The organism is Parasphingorhabdus sp. (genome assembly GCF_036964675.1).
Taxonomy (GTDB): Bacteria; Pseudomonadota; Alphaproteobacteria; order Sphingomonadales; family Sphingomonadaceae; genus Parasphingorhabdus.
Window position 1 is genome coordinate 15,390 of sequence record NZ_JBALTF010000032.1, and the last position, 14,741, is coordinate 30,130.

A 14,741-nucleotide genomic window follows, 5' to 3' on the forward strand; every position below is an offset into this window, starting at 1 on the left:
CCATGGTGATGAATTTTGTCCAGAAATTGCGATTTTCCAGCAAGCCGGTGATTCTTGCGGCTGCGCTGGCGGTGGCCATGGTTGGCGTTCCAACGGCAATCTATGGCGCCAGCGAAGGCAATGAGGATGCGCGGGAAGCCTTTGCCAAAGCCGAGCAGTTTCGCGCCAGCCGCGATGTGAGGTCAGCGCGGATCGAATTGATGAATGCGATCAAGGCCGATCCGGAATGGATCGATGCGCGCGTGGCCCAGGCCGAAGTCTTGCTGAGCCTTCTCGATGGAGCCGGCGCGGAGGCGGAACTCGACTGGGCGGTGCAGCTGGGTCTGGACCCCGCTGCTGTCCGGCATCTCTACGGCCATGCCTATTCTTTGCAGGGCAAAGCGCAAAAGGCGCGTGATCAGTTGCTGACCAATGATATCCCACGCAAATATCAGGGCTATGCGGCCCGGATCATGGGCAAAGTGGCGCTGCAAATGGAAGATGAGCAGCTGGCTGGCGCAGCCTATAACCGGGCGATGGAACTGGATGGAAAAAATCCGGATCTGTGGGTCGATATTGCGCGCTTCCGGGCAAGGTCCGGGGATCAGGCCGGCGCGACCAACGCGGTCGACGAAGCCGTAAAACTGGATCCCGCCAATATTCGTGCATTGCAATATCGCGGCGAATTGCTACGCTTCCAGTTCGGATTGGGCGCGGCTCTGCCCTGGTTTGAACGGGCGCTGCAGATTGATCCCAATGATGTGCCGCTGCTGACGGAATATGCGGCGACGCTGGGCGATATGGGGCGGATGACCGATATGCTGGTGGTTGCCCGCAAGATCATCGCGCTGGACGGGAACAATCCGCGCGCCTTCTTCATGCAGGCGGTTCTCGCCGCCCGGGCCGGCAAATATGGCCTTGCCAGGCGGCTGATGCAGCAGACCGGAGGCGAGATCGAAAATGTCCCTGCCGTATTGCTGGTAGAGGGCATTATTGAACATGGGGAAGGCAATCACAACGCGGCGGTGGACAAGTTTCGTCGCCTGGTTTCGATTCAGCCGAACAACCGGCAAGCACAAAATTTGCTCGCGCGTTCGCTCTATCTGGCCGGAAGCGCGATCGATGCGATTGACGTGCTGAAGCCGCAGGTCAATCGCAGCGGGGCGGCTCCTTATGCCTTGTGGCTGGCAGGCCGCGCGCTCGAGGCGATCGACGATCGCGGTCAGGCAGCCGGGGTGATGAATCGCGCCGCCATCCATGATTTGGGTAAAGAAAGCGCCTTTGTTGCGGTGGTCCCGCTGGGCGTGCTGCGGGCCGAGGCGCAACGCAATGCCAATGATGCACGGGCGGTGGTCCCCTATATTCGCGCGCTCTATGAAGCTGGCGACTATGATAGCGCCTTCGCCGAGGCCAAGCGGCTCCAGCAAGGCAATCCCGGGGCGAGCGCTTCGCATATCCTGGTTGCCGATGTCGCGGCCACCATGGGCAATTATGACGAAGCGCTCGAAGCACTGGCCCAGGCCCGCAGCATCCGTTTTTCAGAGTCGGTGATGTTGCGCCTGGTCGAGGTTTTGCGCGCCAAGGGCGAGATGCAGCAAGCGGGCGAGGCGCTGGCGCAATATCTCAACTATAATCCAAACAATATCGCCGGGCTGCGCTGGATGGCCTATGCCCATCTCGAAACCGAAAGCTGGTCGGTTGCAGCCCATATCCTGGAAAATCTGCGCAAACGGATTGGCGACCATGATGCCTTGATCATGGCCGGCCTGACTCAGGCCTATACCGGTCTGGGCCAGACTGAAAAAGCCATTGCTGCAGGTCGGATCGCCTATCGCGTGCAACCGTCAAGCCCGGTGGTATCACATCTCTATGGCCTGGCTTTGATGGCGGATGGTGCACGCAAAAAGGATGGGATCAGCCTGCTCAAAAAAGCGGTTGCGATCATGCCGAAAAATCCGGTCTATCGGAAAAGCCTGCGGCGTGCCTATGCGGCGCAGCGCGCGGACCGGGGAAAAGTCAAAAGCTGAGTGCCGTTCAGGCGTCGCTTTTCACCAGGTCCTCGATCGACAGATCTAGTCGTTTCATCTGGCGCTGGACCGGCGGCCAGATATTCTTGATAAAATCTTCCCTCTGGGCAATGCGCAGGCGGTTTTTTGCACCGACCGCGACAAACATGCCGACGCCGCGTTTGACCGTGACCAGTCCGTCTTCCTGAAAGCCCTGATAGGCTTTGGCGACGGTCAAGGGGTTGGCACCCTGTTCCGCGGCAAAGACGCGGACCGATGGCAGCATGTCGCCTTCGCAATATTCACCATCCAATATGGATTCGGAAATAATGTCCCGCAATTTCAGATAGACAGGTTTGCTTGTATTGTTCATGCTGCTTCACTGCCATAATACAGCGAGGCAGGCAAGGCACAAGTTCAGCTTTTTCTGATATTTAGTTACGAATGGAACGAACTATTCTGCGGTTGCCGGCGTCCAGAAAGACAATATCTTCTTGAGTTCCGGTCGAGGGCGTTCGATCAGCTCTGCATTGGATGTGCCGATATAGAGGAAGCCCGCGATTTTTTCCGGGGCAGCGCCGAACAGATCCCGCACATCTTCATTATAGGCGGGCCAGCCGGTGATCCAGCTGCCAACAAAACCCAGTCCATGGGTGGCGTGGAGGATGTTCATCGCAAAGGCTCCGCAACTCAGTTCCTGTTCCCACAGCGGGATTTTGGTCGATTCGACCGGCGAGGACAGCAGCACGAGCAGGGCAGGTGCCTCATGCGCCATCGCTTCGAGCCCCTCCAGTTCCATCCGCCCGGCATCGGGCTTTTCCTTCAGATAGGCCGATTTGATCGCCTGCGCCAATTGGGCACGCTGGTCCGCTGCCACTGCAATAACCCGCCAGGGGGCCAGCTTGCCATGATCCGGTGTGCGCATGGCAATGGCCACGATTTCTTCGATTTGCTTGTCGCTCGGTCCCGGCGCCACCATGTTGCGCGGCCGACCGGAACGGCGGGTGGGCAGATAGGCTGAAAGGCTGCTCAAGTCATTATATTGGTTTTCGCTCATACCCGCCACTTTGGAAGAGACGAGGCTGATTGCAAGGGTTATTCACGATAAACCGGTCACGCTTGAAACAATCTGCTTCACTTGCGCATTTTTTTCATTAGGGTGCGGGGCAACCGGGCTGCATATGACGGCCCACAGTAATTGTCGGGGAGTTCATAAATGGCGGGTGCGTATCTAGAATCGGGTGATGCAAGAGGAACATTCCTTGGCCATCCCAAGGGACTTTTTGTTCTGTTTTTTGCCGAAATGTGGGAGCGTTTTTCCTATTATGGCATGCGCGCCCTGCTTATCTTCTATCTCGTTCAACACTGGATGTATTCGGACAGCGAAGCCGGCGTTATCTACGGCGCTTATACCGCCTTGGTCTACATCACGCCGGTAATTGGCGGATATCTGGCTGATCGCTATCTTGGACAGCGCAAGGCAGTGGCTTTTGGCGCTTTGCTTCTTACCTTTGGCCATTTCCTGATGGCTTTTGAAGGAGACGGCGGAGGGCAGGCTGACCCGGCGATCAATATCTTCTGGCTGGCGCTGGCTTTCATCATTGTCGGCTCGGGCTTTTTGAAGGCCAATATTTCGGTAATCGTTGGCCAGCTCTACACGCGAACCGACATTCGCCGTGACCCCGCCTATACGATTTTCTACATGGGCATCAATCTTGGCGCTGCGCTGGGAGCGATCATCGCGGGCTGGTTGGGCCAGACCTATGGCTGGTCCTACGGTTTCGGAGCGGCCGGTATCGGAATGTTGCTTGGCCTGGTGGTGTTCATCTGGGGCAAACCCTTGCTGGTCGGTCGCGGTGAAGCGAACGATCCAGCGCGTCTCGAAAGCAAAGTCGGCGGCATAAAATTCGAATGGCTGCTTTATGCTCTGAGCTTCGCCACGGTTGGTCTGGTTTGGATATTGATCCAGTATCAGGCCTTGGTCGGCTCATTGCTGGGCGTAGCCGGAGCGATATTGGTCATTTACGTTCTTTACACTGCGGTGGTAAAACTGGCTCCCGAGGATCGTGATCGCATCTTTGCGGCAATGTTCCTGATCTTCGGTTCGATCCTTTTCTGGGCATTGTTCGAACAGGCCGGTTCCTCGCTGAACCTGTTTACCGATCGCAGCGTTGACCGGAATATCCTGGGTATCGAAGTGCCGGCATCCGTGTTTCAGTCGATCAATGCCATCTACATTGTCCTGCTGGCTCCAATATTCGCGTTGCTCTGGACCATGCTGGCTCGCAGAGGGCTTGAACCTTCGGCACCGGCAAAATTTGGTCTCGGGCTGATTCAGCTTGGCGCAGGTTTTCTGGTACTGGTTGCCGGTGCATTGGCTGCTGGAACCGGCAATCTTACCCCGGTCCTGTTCATTTTCCTGATCTACCTGCTGCATACGACCGGTGAACTTTGCCTGTCTCCGGTGGGCTTGAGCGCGATGAATCGATTGGCTCCGTCGCATATGGCGAGTCTGATCATGGGTACCTGGTTTTTTGCATCGGCCACCGGCAATTTCGCTGCCGGATTGATTGCGTCCGCAGTTGGTGCTGAAGGCGCCGGTCCGGAGCGGGTTCTGGAGGTCTATTCGACAGTGGGATGGGTCGCAGTCGGTGTTGGCGTCGCCGTGATTCTGATTTCGCCAATCATCAAGAAGCTGATGCATCTGGATACACTGGGTGATGACAATGTCGGTGACGATCTGGAAGGCCAGTCAGAATTTGGCGATCCCGGATCTGCCGGTATCCACCCGACAACCAAACCATAAGACTAAGGGGCGTTATATGAAATTTCGGGCTTTGCTGGCGCTTGCAGCTGGCGGATCGCTATTGGCTGGTTGTGCAGCCTCCGCGGCGGACACGAATTCGGCTAGCGCGGCGACGCCGGTCAAATCGAACAAGTCAGATGGGCCTGCGTTTCCGTCAACTTACAAAGCCTATCCGTCCACCCCGACCGCGATCACCGGTGTGACCATTTTCGACGGTGAGGGCGGACGGATCGATAATGGCACGGTGTTCATGGCGGGCGGAAAGATCACGTCCGTCGGCGGTCCCGATACCGCCATCCCTGCGGATGCGACGATATTGGATGGCACCGGCAAATATGTAACGCCGGGAATTATCGACGTGCACAGCCATCTTGGCGATTATCCCACGCCGAGCGTCGATGCCCATAGCGATGGCAATGAAGCCACGTCTCCGGTGACCCCGGAAGTCTGGGCGGAACATAGCGTCTGGCCGCAGGATCCCGGCTTTTCGCGGGCAATGGCCAATGGCGGTATCACGTCGCTGCAAATTCTTCCCGGTTCGGCCAATCTCTTTGGCGGCCGCTCAGTAACGCTCAAGAATGTAGCGTCGCGGACGGTGCAGGGGATGAAATTTCCCGGTGCGCCTTATGGCATGAAAATGGCTTGCGGAGAAAATCCCAAGCGGGTTTACGGCAGCCGTACCCGTATGCCATCGACCCGCATGGGCAGTCTGGCGCTCAACCGGCAAACCTGGATTGATGCGCAGGAATATCGCAGCAAGCAGAATGATGCCAAGCCGCCGAAGCGGGACCTGGGCAAGGAAACCCTGGTTGGCGTGCTGGACGGGGAAATATTGGTCCACAATCATTGCTACCGCGCCGATGAGCTCGCCCAGATCATCGATATGTCGAAGGAATTCGGCTATAAGGTGACCGCGTTCCATCATGCGGTCGAAAGCTATAAAATCGCCGACATATTGGCGAAAGAGGGCATATGTTCTGCGGTCTGGGCCGACTGGTGGGGTTTCAAGATGGAAGCCTATGACGCGATTCCGGAAAATGCGGCGCTGCTGCAAAAGGCCGGGGCCTGTGTGATCATCCATAGCGATGATGAAAACCAGATCCAGCGGCTCAATCAGGAAGCGGCCAAGGCGCTTGCCGATGGCCGGGCCATGGGGATTGAAATCACCGATGCCCAGGCCATCCAGTGGATCACCTATAATCCGGCCAAGGCAATGGGCATTGAAAAAATGACCGGCAGCCTGAAACCCGGCAAGATGGCCGATCTGGTTCTGTGGAACGGCAATCCGCTCAGCGTCTACTCGCGACCGGAAAAAGTCTGGATTGATGGTGCGCTGCTGTTCGACAGCGGCGATGCAAATCGTCGTCCGGTCAGTGATTTCGAGCTCGGTCAGCCCGGTGAAGGAGACGTAAAATGAAGCGTTTTGCCATATTCCTTGCCTCTGCTGCGGCCCTGATTGCCGCTCCGGTTGCCGCGCAAACCACCGCCATTACCGGTGGCAAGGTCGTGATCGGCGACGGCAGTGCGCCGATTGAAGGCGGCACCGTGCTGATCCGCGGCGATCGCGTTGTCGCTGCCGGTGCCAATGTCACGATCCCCGCCGATGCGCGCCGGATCGACGCGACCGGAAAATGGGTCACGCCAGGCATATTCGCCGGGTTCAGCCGGATCGGCCTTGTCGAGGTTGGTGCGGTTTCCCAGACCAATGACGAGAACGCCAAGGGATCGCCCTTCTCGGCGGCTCTGGATGTACAATATGCGATCAATCCCTTCGCCTCGGCGGTTGCGGTAAATCGGGCGGCAGGGGTCACCCGTGCCGTGGTATCGCCAAGCACCGCCAATTCCATTTTTGGCGGCTATGGCGCGATTGTCGATCTCGGACAGGATGAAAATCCGATTACCCAGGCCCGTGCCTTTCAATTTGTCGAACTGGGCGAAACCGGTCACGCTCGGGCCGGGGGCAGCCGCGCTGCCTCGCATATCCAGTTCCGGGCGTTGCTGGATGAAGCGCGCACTTATGCGCGCAATCCGGCGGCGTTCGACAGCGACCTGCTCAAGGCATCGGATGCCAAGGCATTGTTGCCGGTGATCAACGGCAGCACCAAGCTGCTGGTCCATGTCGAAAGCGCCAATGATATTCTCAAGGTGCTCGATCTGCGCAAGGATTTCCCGGCGCTCGACATGGTGCTGGTCGGAGTCAATGAAGGCTGGCGCGTCGCCGGTCATATCGCCGCAGCCGGCGTGCCTGTGCTAGCTTCCGCGCTCAGCGACCTGCCATATGGCTTTGAGGACCTGGCGTCGACCCAGTCGAATATCGGCCGAATGAAGGCCGCTGGCGTCAAGGTTGCAATCGGCATGATCAATGACCGGGATGCGCATCAGTTGCGCTATTCGGTACAATATGCCGGCAATCTCGTCGCGCTCACCAAAGTGCCGCGCGCCACTGGCCTGACCTGGGACGAGGCTTTTGCCGCGATCAGTTCGGTGCCGGCAGAGATCATGGACATGGGCGGGCAATTGGGTTCGCTCAAGGCTGGCCGTCACGCGGATGTGGTGATCTGGACCGGCGATCCACTGGAGCTTTCGACTGAGGTTGAAGCGGTGATCATCGACGGTGTCGACCAGTCGCTGAGCAATCGTCAGATGCGGCTAAGGGACCGGTACAGCAACCCGGCCCCAGGCATGCTGCCAAAGGCTTATGATCACTAGCCGCTAGAGGCGCACCATCGACATCATCTGCTCGCCATAGCGGGGGCCAGCGGTGCCGCCGACCGGCGCGGCAGCTTCCAGTTCGTCGAGATCGGCTGCGGTCAGTTCGATATCGACGGCAACCATGCTGTCTTCGAGCGTGGCGCGTCTTTTCGATCCGGGGATTGGCACGATGAAGTCGCCCTGCGCCAATAGCCATGCCAGCGCAATTTGTGCGGGCGAGCTGTGATGCCGCTCGGCAACCGCTTTGACCACGTCGACCAGTTTCATATTCAGAGCGAAATTTTCTTCCGAATAGCGGGGATCATTGCGGCGATAATCATCCTCGGGCAAATCATCCCGGCTGCTGATCTGGCCGGTTAGAAAACCGCGTCCGAGCGGGCTATAGGGCACAAATCCGATGCCAAGGTCCTGACAGACCGGCAGAATATCTTCCTCAATACCGCGTTCCCACAGCGAATATTCCGACTGCAACGCGGCGATCGGATGAGTCGCATGAGCTTTTTTCAGCGTTTCAACCCCGGCTTCCGACAGGCCGAGATAGCGAACCTTGCCCTCCGCGACGAGCTCAGCCATCGTGCCCACCGTATCCTCGATCGGAACTTTGGGATCGACGCGGTGCTGATAAAATAGATCGATGGTATCGACGCCAAGCCGCTGCAATGATCCTTCGCAGGCCAGTCGCACATTGGCCGGACTGGAGTCCACGCCGATCATCTTGCCGTCCTTGAAAGCGAAGCCGAATTTGGTGGCGATCACCAGTCGCTCGCGGCGGCCGCGGATCGCCTGGCCGAGCAATTCTTCGTTGATATACGGGCCATAGACCTCGGCCGTGTCGAAAAATGTAACGCCCAGTTCGATAGCCCGGTCAATCGTCGCCAGACTTTCGGCCCTGCTGGCCATGCCGTACATGCCTTTGCCAATTCCTGCCATCGGCATGCAGCCGAGACCAAGCGCGGATACTTCCAGTTCCGATCCGAGTGTGCGATATTTCATGTCAAATCTCCTTCGCTTCTGGCGATGGTCGCCGTCACGCTCATGTCCGCACTGACATTTGCGACGGTGCGCATGATATCAGGAAAGGTCTCAATCGCCAAAAGCAGAACCAGTGGTTCGATCGGAATGCCCATGGCGATGCAAATCGGTGCAATTGACGTGATGAAGCTGATCGATCCCGGCAGGCTGACCGCGCCCATGGTGGTGATCGCTGCCACCACGACGCCGATCGCCAGAACGCCAAGCGACAATTCTATGCCCATCAGATGGGCCACGTAAATGGCGACTGCAAGATTCATACAGGGACCGGTGGCGCGAAACAGGGCGACCGAAATCGGCAGGACGACATCAGCCGAACGATCGCCCACACCCATGGCCTTTACGCCGCTGACCATCGCTGGCAGCGAAGCGAGCGAGCTCTGCGTGGAAATCGCGACCGCTTGTGCTCGTGCCGAGGCCTTGAAAAAAGCAACCGGCCCGCGCTTGCCGCCAAAATAGGTCAGAACATAGCTGAATATCCAGACCACCGCGCCGACGCTGCTGACGATCAGAACATAATGCAGCAAGGCCCCGAATGCGGCCAGTCCCGCGTTCGCGCCGACACCGAGTGCCAGCGCGAATACACCCAGCGGTGCCAGCGCCAATACCCACTGGATCAGGATCAGCAGGGCGTCGGCCAGTGCATTGAAAAACTGGTCGAGCATCATTCTTTGGGTATCGGGCAGGCGAGTGATCGCAAAGGCGAAGGCCAGCGCAAAAATCATCAACGGCAACACCGCGTCTTCTGCCGCAGCCGCAATGGCATTGGTCGGGATCAGGGCGCGGAGGAATTCACTGAACGGCGGGACATCTCCCGGTGGAGGCGCACTGCCCAGTGCAGACCGCAGCGCCGCTGCCGCGTCGCCGTTAAGCGGGAAGAGTTCGAGCAAGGCAGGCGTCACCAGGGCGGCCATTGCCGACGAGCACCAGAGAATGAATATCATGAACAATATGGCGCGCGCTGTCATCCGTCCGGCGCGGGCCATCGAGGCCGCTTTGCCGATGCCGACGATCAGCAGGGTGAAAACAAGCGGGATGACCGTCATGCGCAAGGCGTTGAGCCACATATTGCCAATGACATCGGCCGCTTCGACCAACAAATCGCTTTTGGGGCCGACAAATAGCCCGATCAGGATGCCAAATATCAGGGCGAGAAGTATGATCAGCGCTTTTTTCAATATGTCTGTCCCTTTGGCTTTCCCCAGCCAACCATCAACCATGGCGGGCACCCGCTGGCAAGGAAGATTATGGGTAAATTTTGCGATTGGATTCATTCCCTCTTGGTCTCCAGCCGGTGCATCGGCTAGAGACACGCACAACAGGGCGCGACCAGGTTGGGATGTAGGTGGATATGACAAAGAAATTTTTCGGTACCGACGGCATCCGCGGCCTGACCAATACACATCCGATGACGGCAGAGATCGCTATGAAAGTCGGGCAGGCGGCGGGTCGCCATTTTCAGCGCGGTGATCATCGTCATCGCGTTGTCATCGGCAAGGATACCAGATTGTCCGGCTATATGATGGAAAATGCCCTGGTTGCCGGCTTCACCAGCGTCGGCATGGATGTGGTGCAGGTTGGACCGCTGCCGACACCCGCCGTGGCCTTGCTCACGCGATCGATGCGCGCTGATCTGGGGGTGATGATATCCGCCAGTCACAATGCCTATTATGACAATGGTATCAAATTATTCGGACCGGACGGGTTCAAACTGTCCGACGAAGACGAGTTGAAGATCGAGGCCTATCTCGAGGAGGAAGCGAAGCTGGCATTGCCCCAGGATATTGGCCGGGCCAGACGCTATGAAGATGCCCGTGGTCGCTATATTCATGCGGTCAAAATGTCCTTGCCGGAGCATATCCGCCTCGATGGCCTGAAGATCGTCTGTGATTGCGCCAACGGAGCCGCCTATCAGGTTGCCCCGTCGGCATTCTGGGAATTGGGTGCTGACGTGATTCCTTTAGGAATCAGTCCCAACGGCCTGAATATCAATGACAAATGCGGTTCCACGGATCTTGCTATATTGCAGGAAACGGTGGTTTCGTCCGGCGCGCATATCGGCATTGCCCTGGACGGCGATGCGGATCGGCTGATTGTTGTCGATGAAAAAGGCAAGGTTGTTGATGGCGATCAGCTAATGGCATTGATCGGGTCAAGCTGGAGCCGCAATGGTCTGCTGCGCGGTGACGGGATCGTCGCCACCGTTATGTCGAACCTTGGACTGGAAAGATTTCTGAACACCCAGCATCTGGATCTGGTGCGCGCGAATGTCGGCGATCGCTATGTTCTGGAAGAGATGAAAAAGGGTGGTTTCAATGTCGGTGGTGAGCAATCGGGTCATATGATCCTGCTTGATCATGGCACCACCGGGGACGGGACAGTGGCTGCCTTGCAGGTATTGGGTGAACTGGTCGAGAGCGGCAAACCGGCAAGCGAATTGCTGCATCTTTTTGGTCCGGTGCCGCAGCTGCTCAAAAATGTTCGCTATAGTGGCGGCCAGCCGCTCGAAAGCGACAAGGTCAAGGCCGTGATCGCGGAAGCGGAGAAAGAACTTGAAGGCTGTGGCCGTCTTCTGATCCGCAAATCAGGGACCGAACCGCTGATCCGGGTGATGGCAGAAGGCGATGATGAAGATCAGGTCCATGCGGTGGTCGACCGGATTTGCGCCGTGGTCGAGGAGGTGGCTGGCTGATGCTGGAAATGCGTCCCGATTGTGAAAGCTGTGGCAAGGATCTGCCTGCCGATCAGGCTGGCGCGCTGATCTGCAGTTTTGAATGCACATTTTGCGGCAGCTGCAATGAAGACAAGCTGCACGGCACCTGTCCCAATTGCGGCGGTGCTTTGACAGAAAGACCGACCCGTTCGGCGGCGCTGCTGGTCAAATATCCTGCCTCTAGCGAGCGGAAATATATATGCTGAGCTTTCTTGATGCAGTGGATGCCAGAACCATCGTGGTCATTGGTCTGATCCTGCCAGTCCTTTTGACGCTGCTGCTGTTTTTCTTCGCGCGCGGCTTTTTTCGCCGGTTCTGGATTTTGATCCTGTTGCTTGCCGGAGGCCTGGAATGGTTCCTGATCGTGCAAGTCGGACCGCTGTTCCTGTGACCGGCAACTGCCCGCGGATATTATCGATCGCCGGTTCGGATAGCGGCGGCGGCGCCGGCATACAGGCGGATATCAAGACCATCACCATGCTCGGTGGCCACGCAATGACGGCGATTACCGCGATCACCGCGCAAAATACGCTGGGGGTTCAATCCTTGCATCGGGTGCCCACCGAGATGATATTGGCGCAGATCGAATCCGTGGTCAGCGATATTGGTGTTGATGCGGTCAAGATCGGGATGATCGGCAGCGCTGAAGCGGCGCGGGCGGTGGCGGATTATCTGGCGAAGCTGAGCATCGCTATCATTTTCGATCCGGTGATGATCGCCACCAGTGGCAGCGAATTGGCCGATGGCGATACGGTAGCAGCCTTTGGCAAACTGATGGACGTTGCCTCGGTGGTGACGCCGAATTTGCCGGAACTGGCGGCTCTGGGCGGCAAGGACGAGATATTGAGTCACGGCTGCCATCTCGTCGTCAAGGGGGGGCATGGCGAGGGTGCTGTGGTCGTTGACGAGCTTTACGCACCCAGCGGTCTGATCAGAAGAGTCGAGGGCAAAAGACTGGATACCAGCGAAACCCATGGTACCGGCTGTACTTTCGCCAGTGCGCTGGCTGTCGGCCTGGGCAGCGGGCTGGATCTGAACGCGGCATTTGAACAGGCGATTTCGTTTACCCGCATCGCGATTATCGAAGCACCCGGCCTCGGCGGAGGCAGTGGTCCGCTGGGTCATCAATTTGTTACCGACTTTCAGGATGATGATTGATGATCGCTGGTGTGGATGAGGTGGGCAGGGGGCCGCTCGCTGGCCCGGTCGTGACCGCTGCGGTCATCCTGCCCGAAAATCACGCCATTGTTGGACTGGATGACAGCAAGAAACTGACGGCGAAAAAGCGCGCGCGTCTCGAACTGGAAATCATGGATTGCGCGTGGTTTTCGGTGGCTCAATGTTCCGAGGCCGAGATTGACGAGATCAACATATTGCAGGCGACCATGCTGGCGATGACGCGGGCGGTCGAGGGTCTGAATATCGTACCCGATCATGTGCTGGTCGATGGCAATCGCTTGCCCCAGTGGAGCTTTTCAGCCGAAGCGGTGATTGGCGGGGATGCCATTCACCCCTGCATTTCTGCCGCCTCCATATTGGCCAAGGAATATCGCGACCGGCTGATGATCGCAGCCGCGCAGCAATATCCGCAATATGGCTGGGAACGCAACAAGGGCTATGGCACGGCGGAGCATCTGGCGGCGCTCAGGCAATATGGACCAACGCCCTTGCACCGGCGGAGTTTTGCGCCGGTGTCCCAGATGGAATTGCTTTAGGTTTTTGCTCTAAGCTTCTGCTTTTGCTGGCTTTGGCGCGATCTTGCGGTCTGCCAACACCCATTCGCCGCTTTCGCTTTTGACATATTTGGGTTGCCGCGTGACATTCCAGACCAGACCCATTTTCTCCAGCAGCAGCAGGACATAGCCGGCGATATCGATCTCCCACCAGGCCATGCCCTGAAAACTGGCGCGCGGATGTTTGTGATGGTTATTGTGCCAGCCTTCGCCGAAGGTCAGCAGCGAGAAGATGAAGCTGTTCTTGGATGTGCCGACGCCCTTTGTGTGCCGCTGTGAGCCGACAACATGGGCGTAGCTGGAAATGCCCAGCGTGATCTGCAGCACCACGAAGGTCCGGAAATAGCCGCCGATCAGGATCGTGCTGATGACATGATCCCAGCCGCCAAAGGCAAGGCCCCAGATGCCGGGAAAAATGATCAGCGAGAAGATCAGCCAATACCAGCGCGTCTTGTGCAACCACAGCACCACATCATTGTCGGCAAGCCCCTTGCCATAGATGCTGGTGTCGGTGACGCAATCGTCCATGAACCAGCCGAAATGCGAGTGGAACATGCCTTTCAGCCTGCTGGTCGGGCGACCGCGACCGTCGAGCCAGGGGCTGTGCACGTCGCCGATTTCATCGCTATGTGCATGATGGCGCCGGTGATCGGTGGCCCAGCGCAGGACCGAAGACTGGATCGACATTTGCGCCATCGCGCCCAATATATATTGCATCGGGACCGAGGTATCGAACGCCTTGTGCGAATAATAGCGGTGGAAGCCGAGTACGATGCCGAGCATCAATATGATATAGCCAGCGATGAAGGCCGACCATTCGACCCAGCCGGTGTCATAGGTGAACATCCACCAGACCGCAGCGATCGATCCGAAAATCTTTGATCCGAAAACAATCGCATATTCCCGGCGCTTTTCGCGCCCGGCCTCGCCGCCGACGATCACGCCGGGATGCGGACGGGGCTCATCACTCTGCTGGGAAATGCCATTTTCCTGCTGATATTTATCACGAAAATTACGTGCCATCTGTTCACTGACCTCCGGACTGTTACGCTTTGGAGCTTTGCTGTTGATCACGCATATAGTCTGAACGCGTTTTTTTGTGAACCAAATTTACATTTGGCCGATTTTGCAAAATCTTCAAATATATATTCGCGGCGAGTCTTTTTCGTCACACCACTAGGGATTGAGTCTGGCGCGGCGGCATTGACTCCATATCTGGTGACGGACTCGTTTCGTTCTCCTGCCCAAGTTTCTGTTAACCATTAAGATACGCCTTTAACCTATATTAACGGCCTTGACCGCTGGCCGCTTCGGACTCACCGTGGGCGCTATTGGAAAAAGGAATAGAGGTTCATGGGGATTATCGAGCGCATTCAGGCGCCCAAAGCACGCACCGCACCACGCACCGCAAAAAAGGCTGTCGAGCTGCCACTGGGGCAGATATTGAAAATGGACTGTGTCGAAGCGATGGCGTCCCTGCCGGACGCATCGGTCGACATGGTCTTCGCCGATCCGCCTTATAATCTGCAACTGGGCGGTGATCTTTACCGGCCAGAAGGCGGGCAGGTCGATGCCGTGGATGATGCCTGGGATCATTTTGACAGCTTTGCCGCTTATGATGCATTCACCCGCGCCTGGCTGGCCGAAGCGCGCCGCATATTAAAGCCCGATGGGTCTCTGTGGGTCATCGGCAGCTATCATAATATTTTCCGGGTCGGCGCGTCGCTGCAGGATCTGGGCTACTGGATCCTCAACGACAT

General features: G+C 57.5%; 15 protein-coding genes. 10 read left to right on the top strand and 5 right to left on the bottom strand.

Features of this window, described 5'->3' with window-relative positions; all coding sequences use genetic code 11:
* The first annotated feature begins 2 nt into the window (after positions 1-2).
* On the top strand, positions 3-2,006 hold the full coding sequence (locus V7665_RS07445) for a tetratricopeptide repeat protein (protein ID WP_335663904.1): 2,004 nt from the start codon (positions 3-5) through the stop codon (positions 2,004-2,006).
* Between the two features lie 7 nt (positions 2,007-2,013).
* Here V7665_RS07445 and V7665_RS07450 read toward each other — a convergent pair whose 3' ends face one another.
* Positions 2,014-2,358 carry a GntR family transcriptional regulator gene (locus V7665_RS07450; RefSeq protein ID WP_335663905.1) on the bottom strand — a complete coding sequence of 115 codons (345 nt, stop codon included), beginning with the start codon at positions 2,356-2,358 and terminating at the stop codon, positions 2,014-2,016.
* A gap of 81 nt (positions 2,359-2,439) precedes the next feature.
* On the bottom strand, positions 2,440-3,042 hold the full coding sequence (locus tag V7665_RS07455; protein ID WP_335663906.1) for a nitroreductase family protein: 603 nt from the start codon (positions 3,040-3,042) through the stop codon (positions 2,440-2,442).
* Positions 3,043-3,201: 159 nt separating this feature from the next.
* Between V7665_RS07455 and V7665_RS07460 the strand changes: the two genes are divergently transcribed.
* Genes V7665_RS07460 through V7665_RS07470 form a run of 3 tightly spaced genes read left to right on the top strand, consistent with a single transcriptional unit; the run spans position 3,202 to position 7,500 of the window.
* On the top strand, positions 3,202-4,791 hold the full coding sequence (locus V7665_RS07460; protein WP_335663907.1) for a peptide MFS transporter: 1,590 nt from the start codon (positions 3,202-3,204) through the stop codon (positions 4,789-4,791).
* A gap of 16 nt (positions 4,792-4,807) precedes the next feature.
* On the top strand, positions 4,808-6,208 hold the full coding sequence (locus tag V7665_RS07465) for an amidohydrolase (protein ID WP_335663908.1): 1,401 nt from the start codon (positions 4,808-4,810) through the stop codon (positions 6,206-6,208).
* Complete coding sequence (locus tag V7665_RS07470) at positions 6,205-7,500, top strand: amidohydrolase family protein (protein ID WP_335663909.1); 1,296 nt, start codon at positions 6,205-6,207, stop codon at positions 7,498-7,500. Before V7665_RS07465 ends, V7665_RS07470 begins: the two co-directional genes overlap by 4 nt.
* A gap of 3 nt (positions 7,501-7,503) precedes the next feature.
* Here the strand turns inward: V7665_RS07470 and V7665_RS07475 are convergent, their stop codons facing one another.
* Together V7665_RS07475 and V7665_RS07480 are read right to left on the bottom strand one after the other, a co-directional pair.
* Positions 7,504-8,496, bottom strand: a complete 993-nt coding sequence (locus V7665_RS07475) for an aldo/keto reductase (protein WP_335663910.1) — start codon at positions 8,494-8,496, stop codon at positions 7,504-7,506.
* A complete protein-coding gene (locus tag V7665_RS07480) occupies positions 8,493-9,809 on the bottom strand; it encodes a dicarboxylate/amino acid:cation symporter (protein WP_335663911.1) in 1,317 nt (438 codons plus the stop codon). Before V7665_RS07480 ends, V7665_RS07475 begins: the two co-directional genes overlap by 4 nt.
* A gap of 77 nt (positions 9,810-9,886) precedes the next feature.
* On the opposite strand from V7665_RS07480, the gene glmM reads away from it, so the two are divergent.
* The 5 genes from glmM to rnhB are packed head-to-tail and all read left to right on the top strand — an operon-like array spanning position 9,887 to position 12,963.
* Positions 9,887-11,227 (top strand): phosphoglucosamine mutase, encoded by a 1,341-nt coding sequence (gene glmM / locus V7665_RS07485; RefSeq protein WP_335663912.1) that lies wholly within the window; start codon positions 9,887-9,889, stop codon positions 11,225-11,227.
* A complete protein-coding gene (locus V7665_RS07490; RefSeq protein ID WP_335663913.1) occupies positions 11,227-11,454 on the top strand; it encodes a DUF1272 domain-containing protein in 228 nt (75 codons plus the stop codon). The genes glmM and V7665_RS07490 overlap by 1 nt, the downstream gene beginning before the upstream one ends.
* Positions 11,448-11,639, top strand: coding sequence for a hypothetical protein (locus tag V7665_RS07495; RefSeq protein ID WP_335663914.1), 192 nt, complete (start codon positions 11,448-11,450; stop codon positions 11,637-11,639). The genes V7665_RS07490 and V7665_RS07495 overlap by 7 nt, the downstream gene beginning before the upstream one ends.
* Positions 11,636-12,406 carry a bifunctional hydroxymethylpyrimidine kinase/phosphomethylpyrimidine kinase gene (thiD, locus tag V7665_RS07500; RefSeq protein WP_335663915.1) on the top strand — a complete coding sequence of 257 codons (771 nt, stop codon included), beginning with the start codon at positions 11,636-11,638 and terminating at the stop codon, positions 12,404-12,406. The genes V7665_RS07495 and thiD overlap by 4 nt, the downstream gene beginning before the upstream one ends.
* Positions 12,406-12,963, top strand: a complete 558-nt coding sequence (gene rnhB, locus V7665_RS07505) for a ribonuclease HII (protein ID WP_335663916.1) — start codon at positions 12,406-12,408, stop codon at positions 12,961-12,963. The genes thiD and rnhB overlap by 1 nt, the downstream gene beginning before the upstream one ends.
* Before the next feature lie 9 nt (positions 12,964-12,972).
* On the opposite strand, the gene V7665_RS07510 is transcribed toward rnhB, so the two are convergent.
* Positions 12,973-14,004, bottom strand: a complete 1,032-nt coding sequence (locus V7665_RS07510; protein ID WP_335663917.1) for an acyl-CoA desaturase — start codon at positions 14,002-14,004, stop codon at positions 12,973-12,975.
* A 330-nt stretch (positions 14,005-14,334) separates the two neighbouring features.
* Here V7665_RS07510 and V7665_RS07515 point away from each other — a divergent pair.
* On the top strand, positions 14,335-14,741 hold a 407-nt coding region (locus V7665_RS07515; protein WP_335663918.1), incomplete at its 3' end, for a DNA-methyltransferase.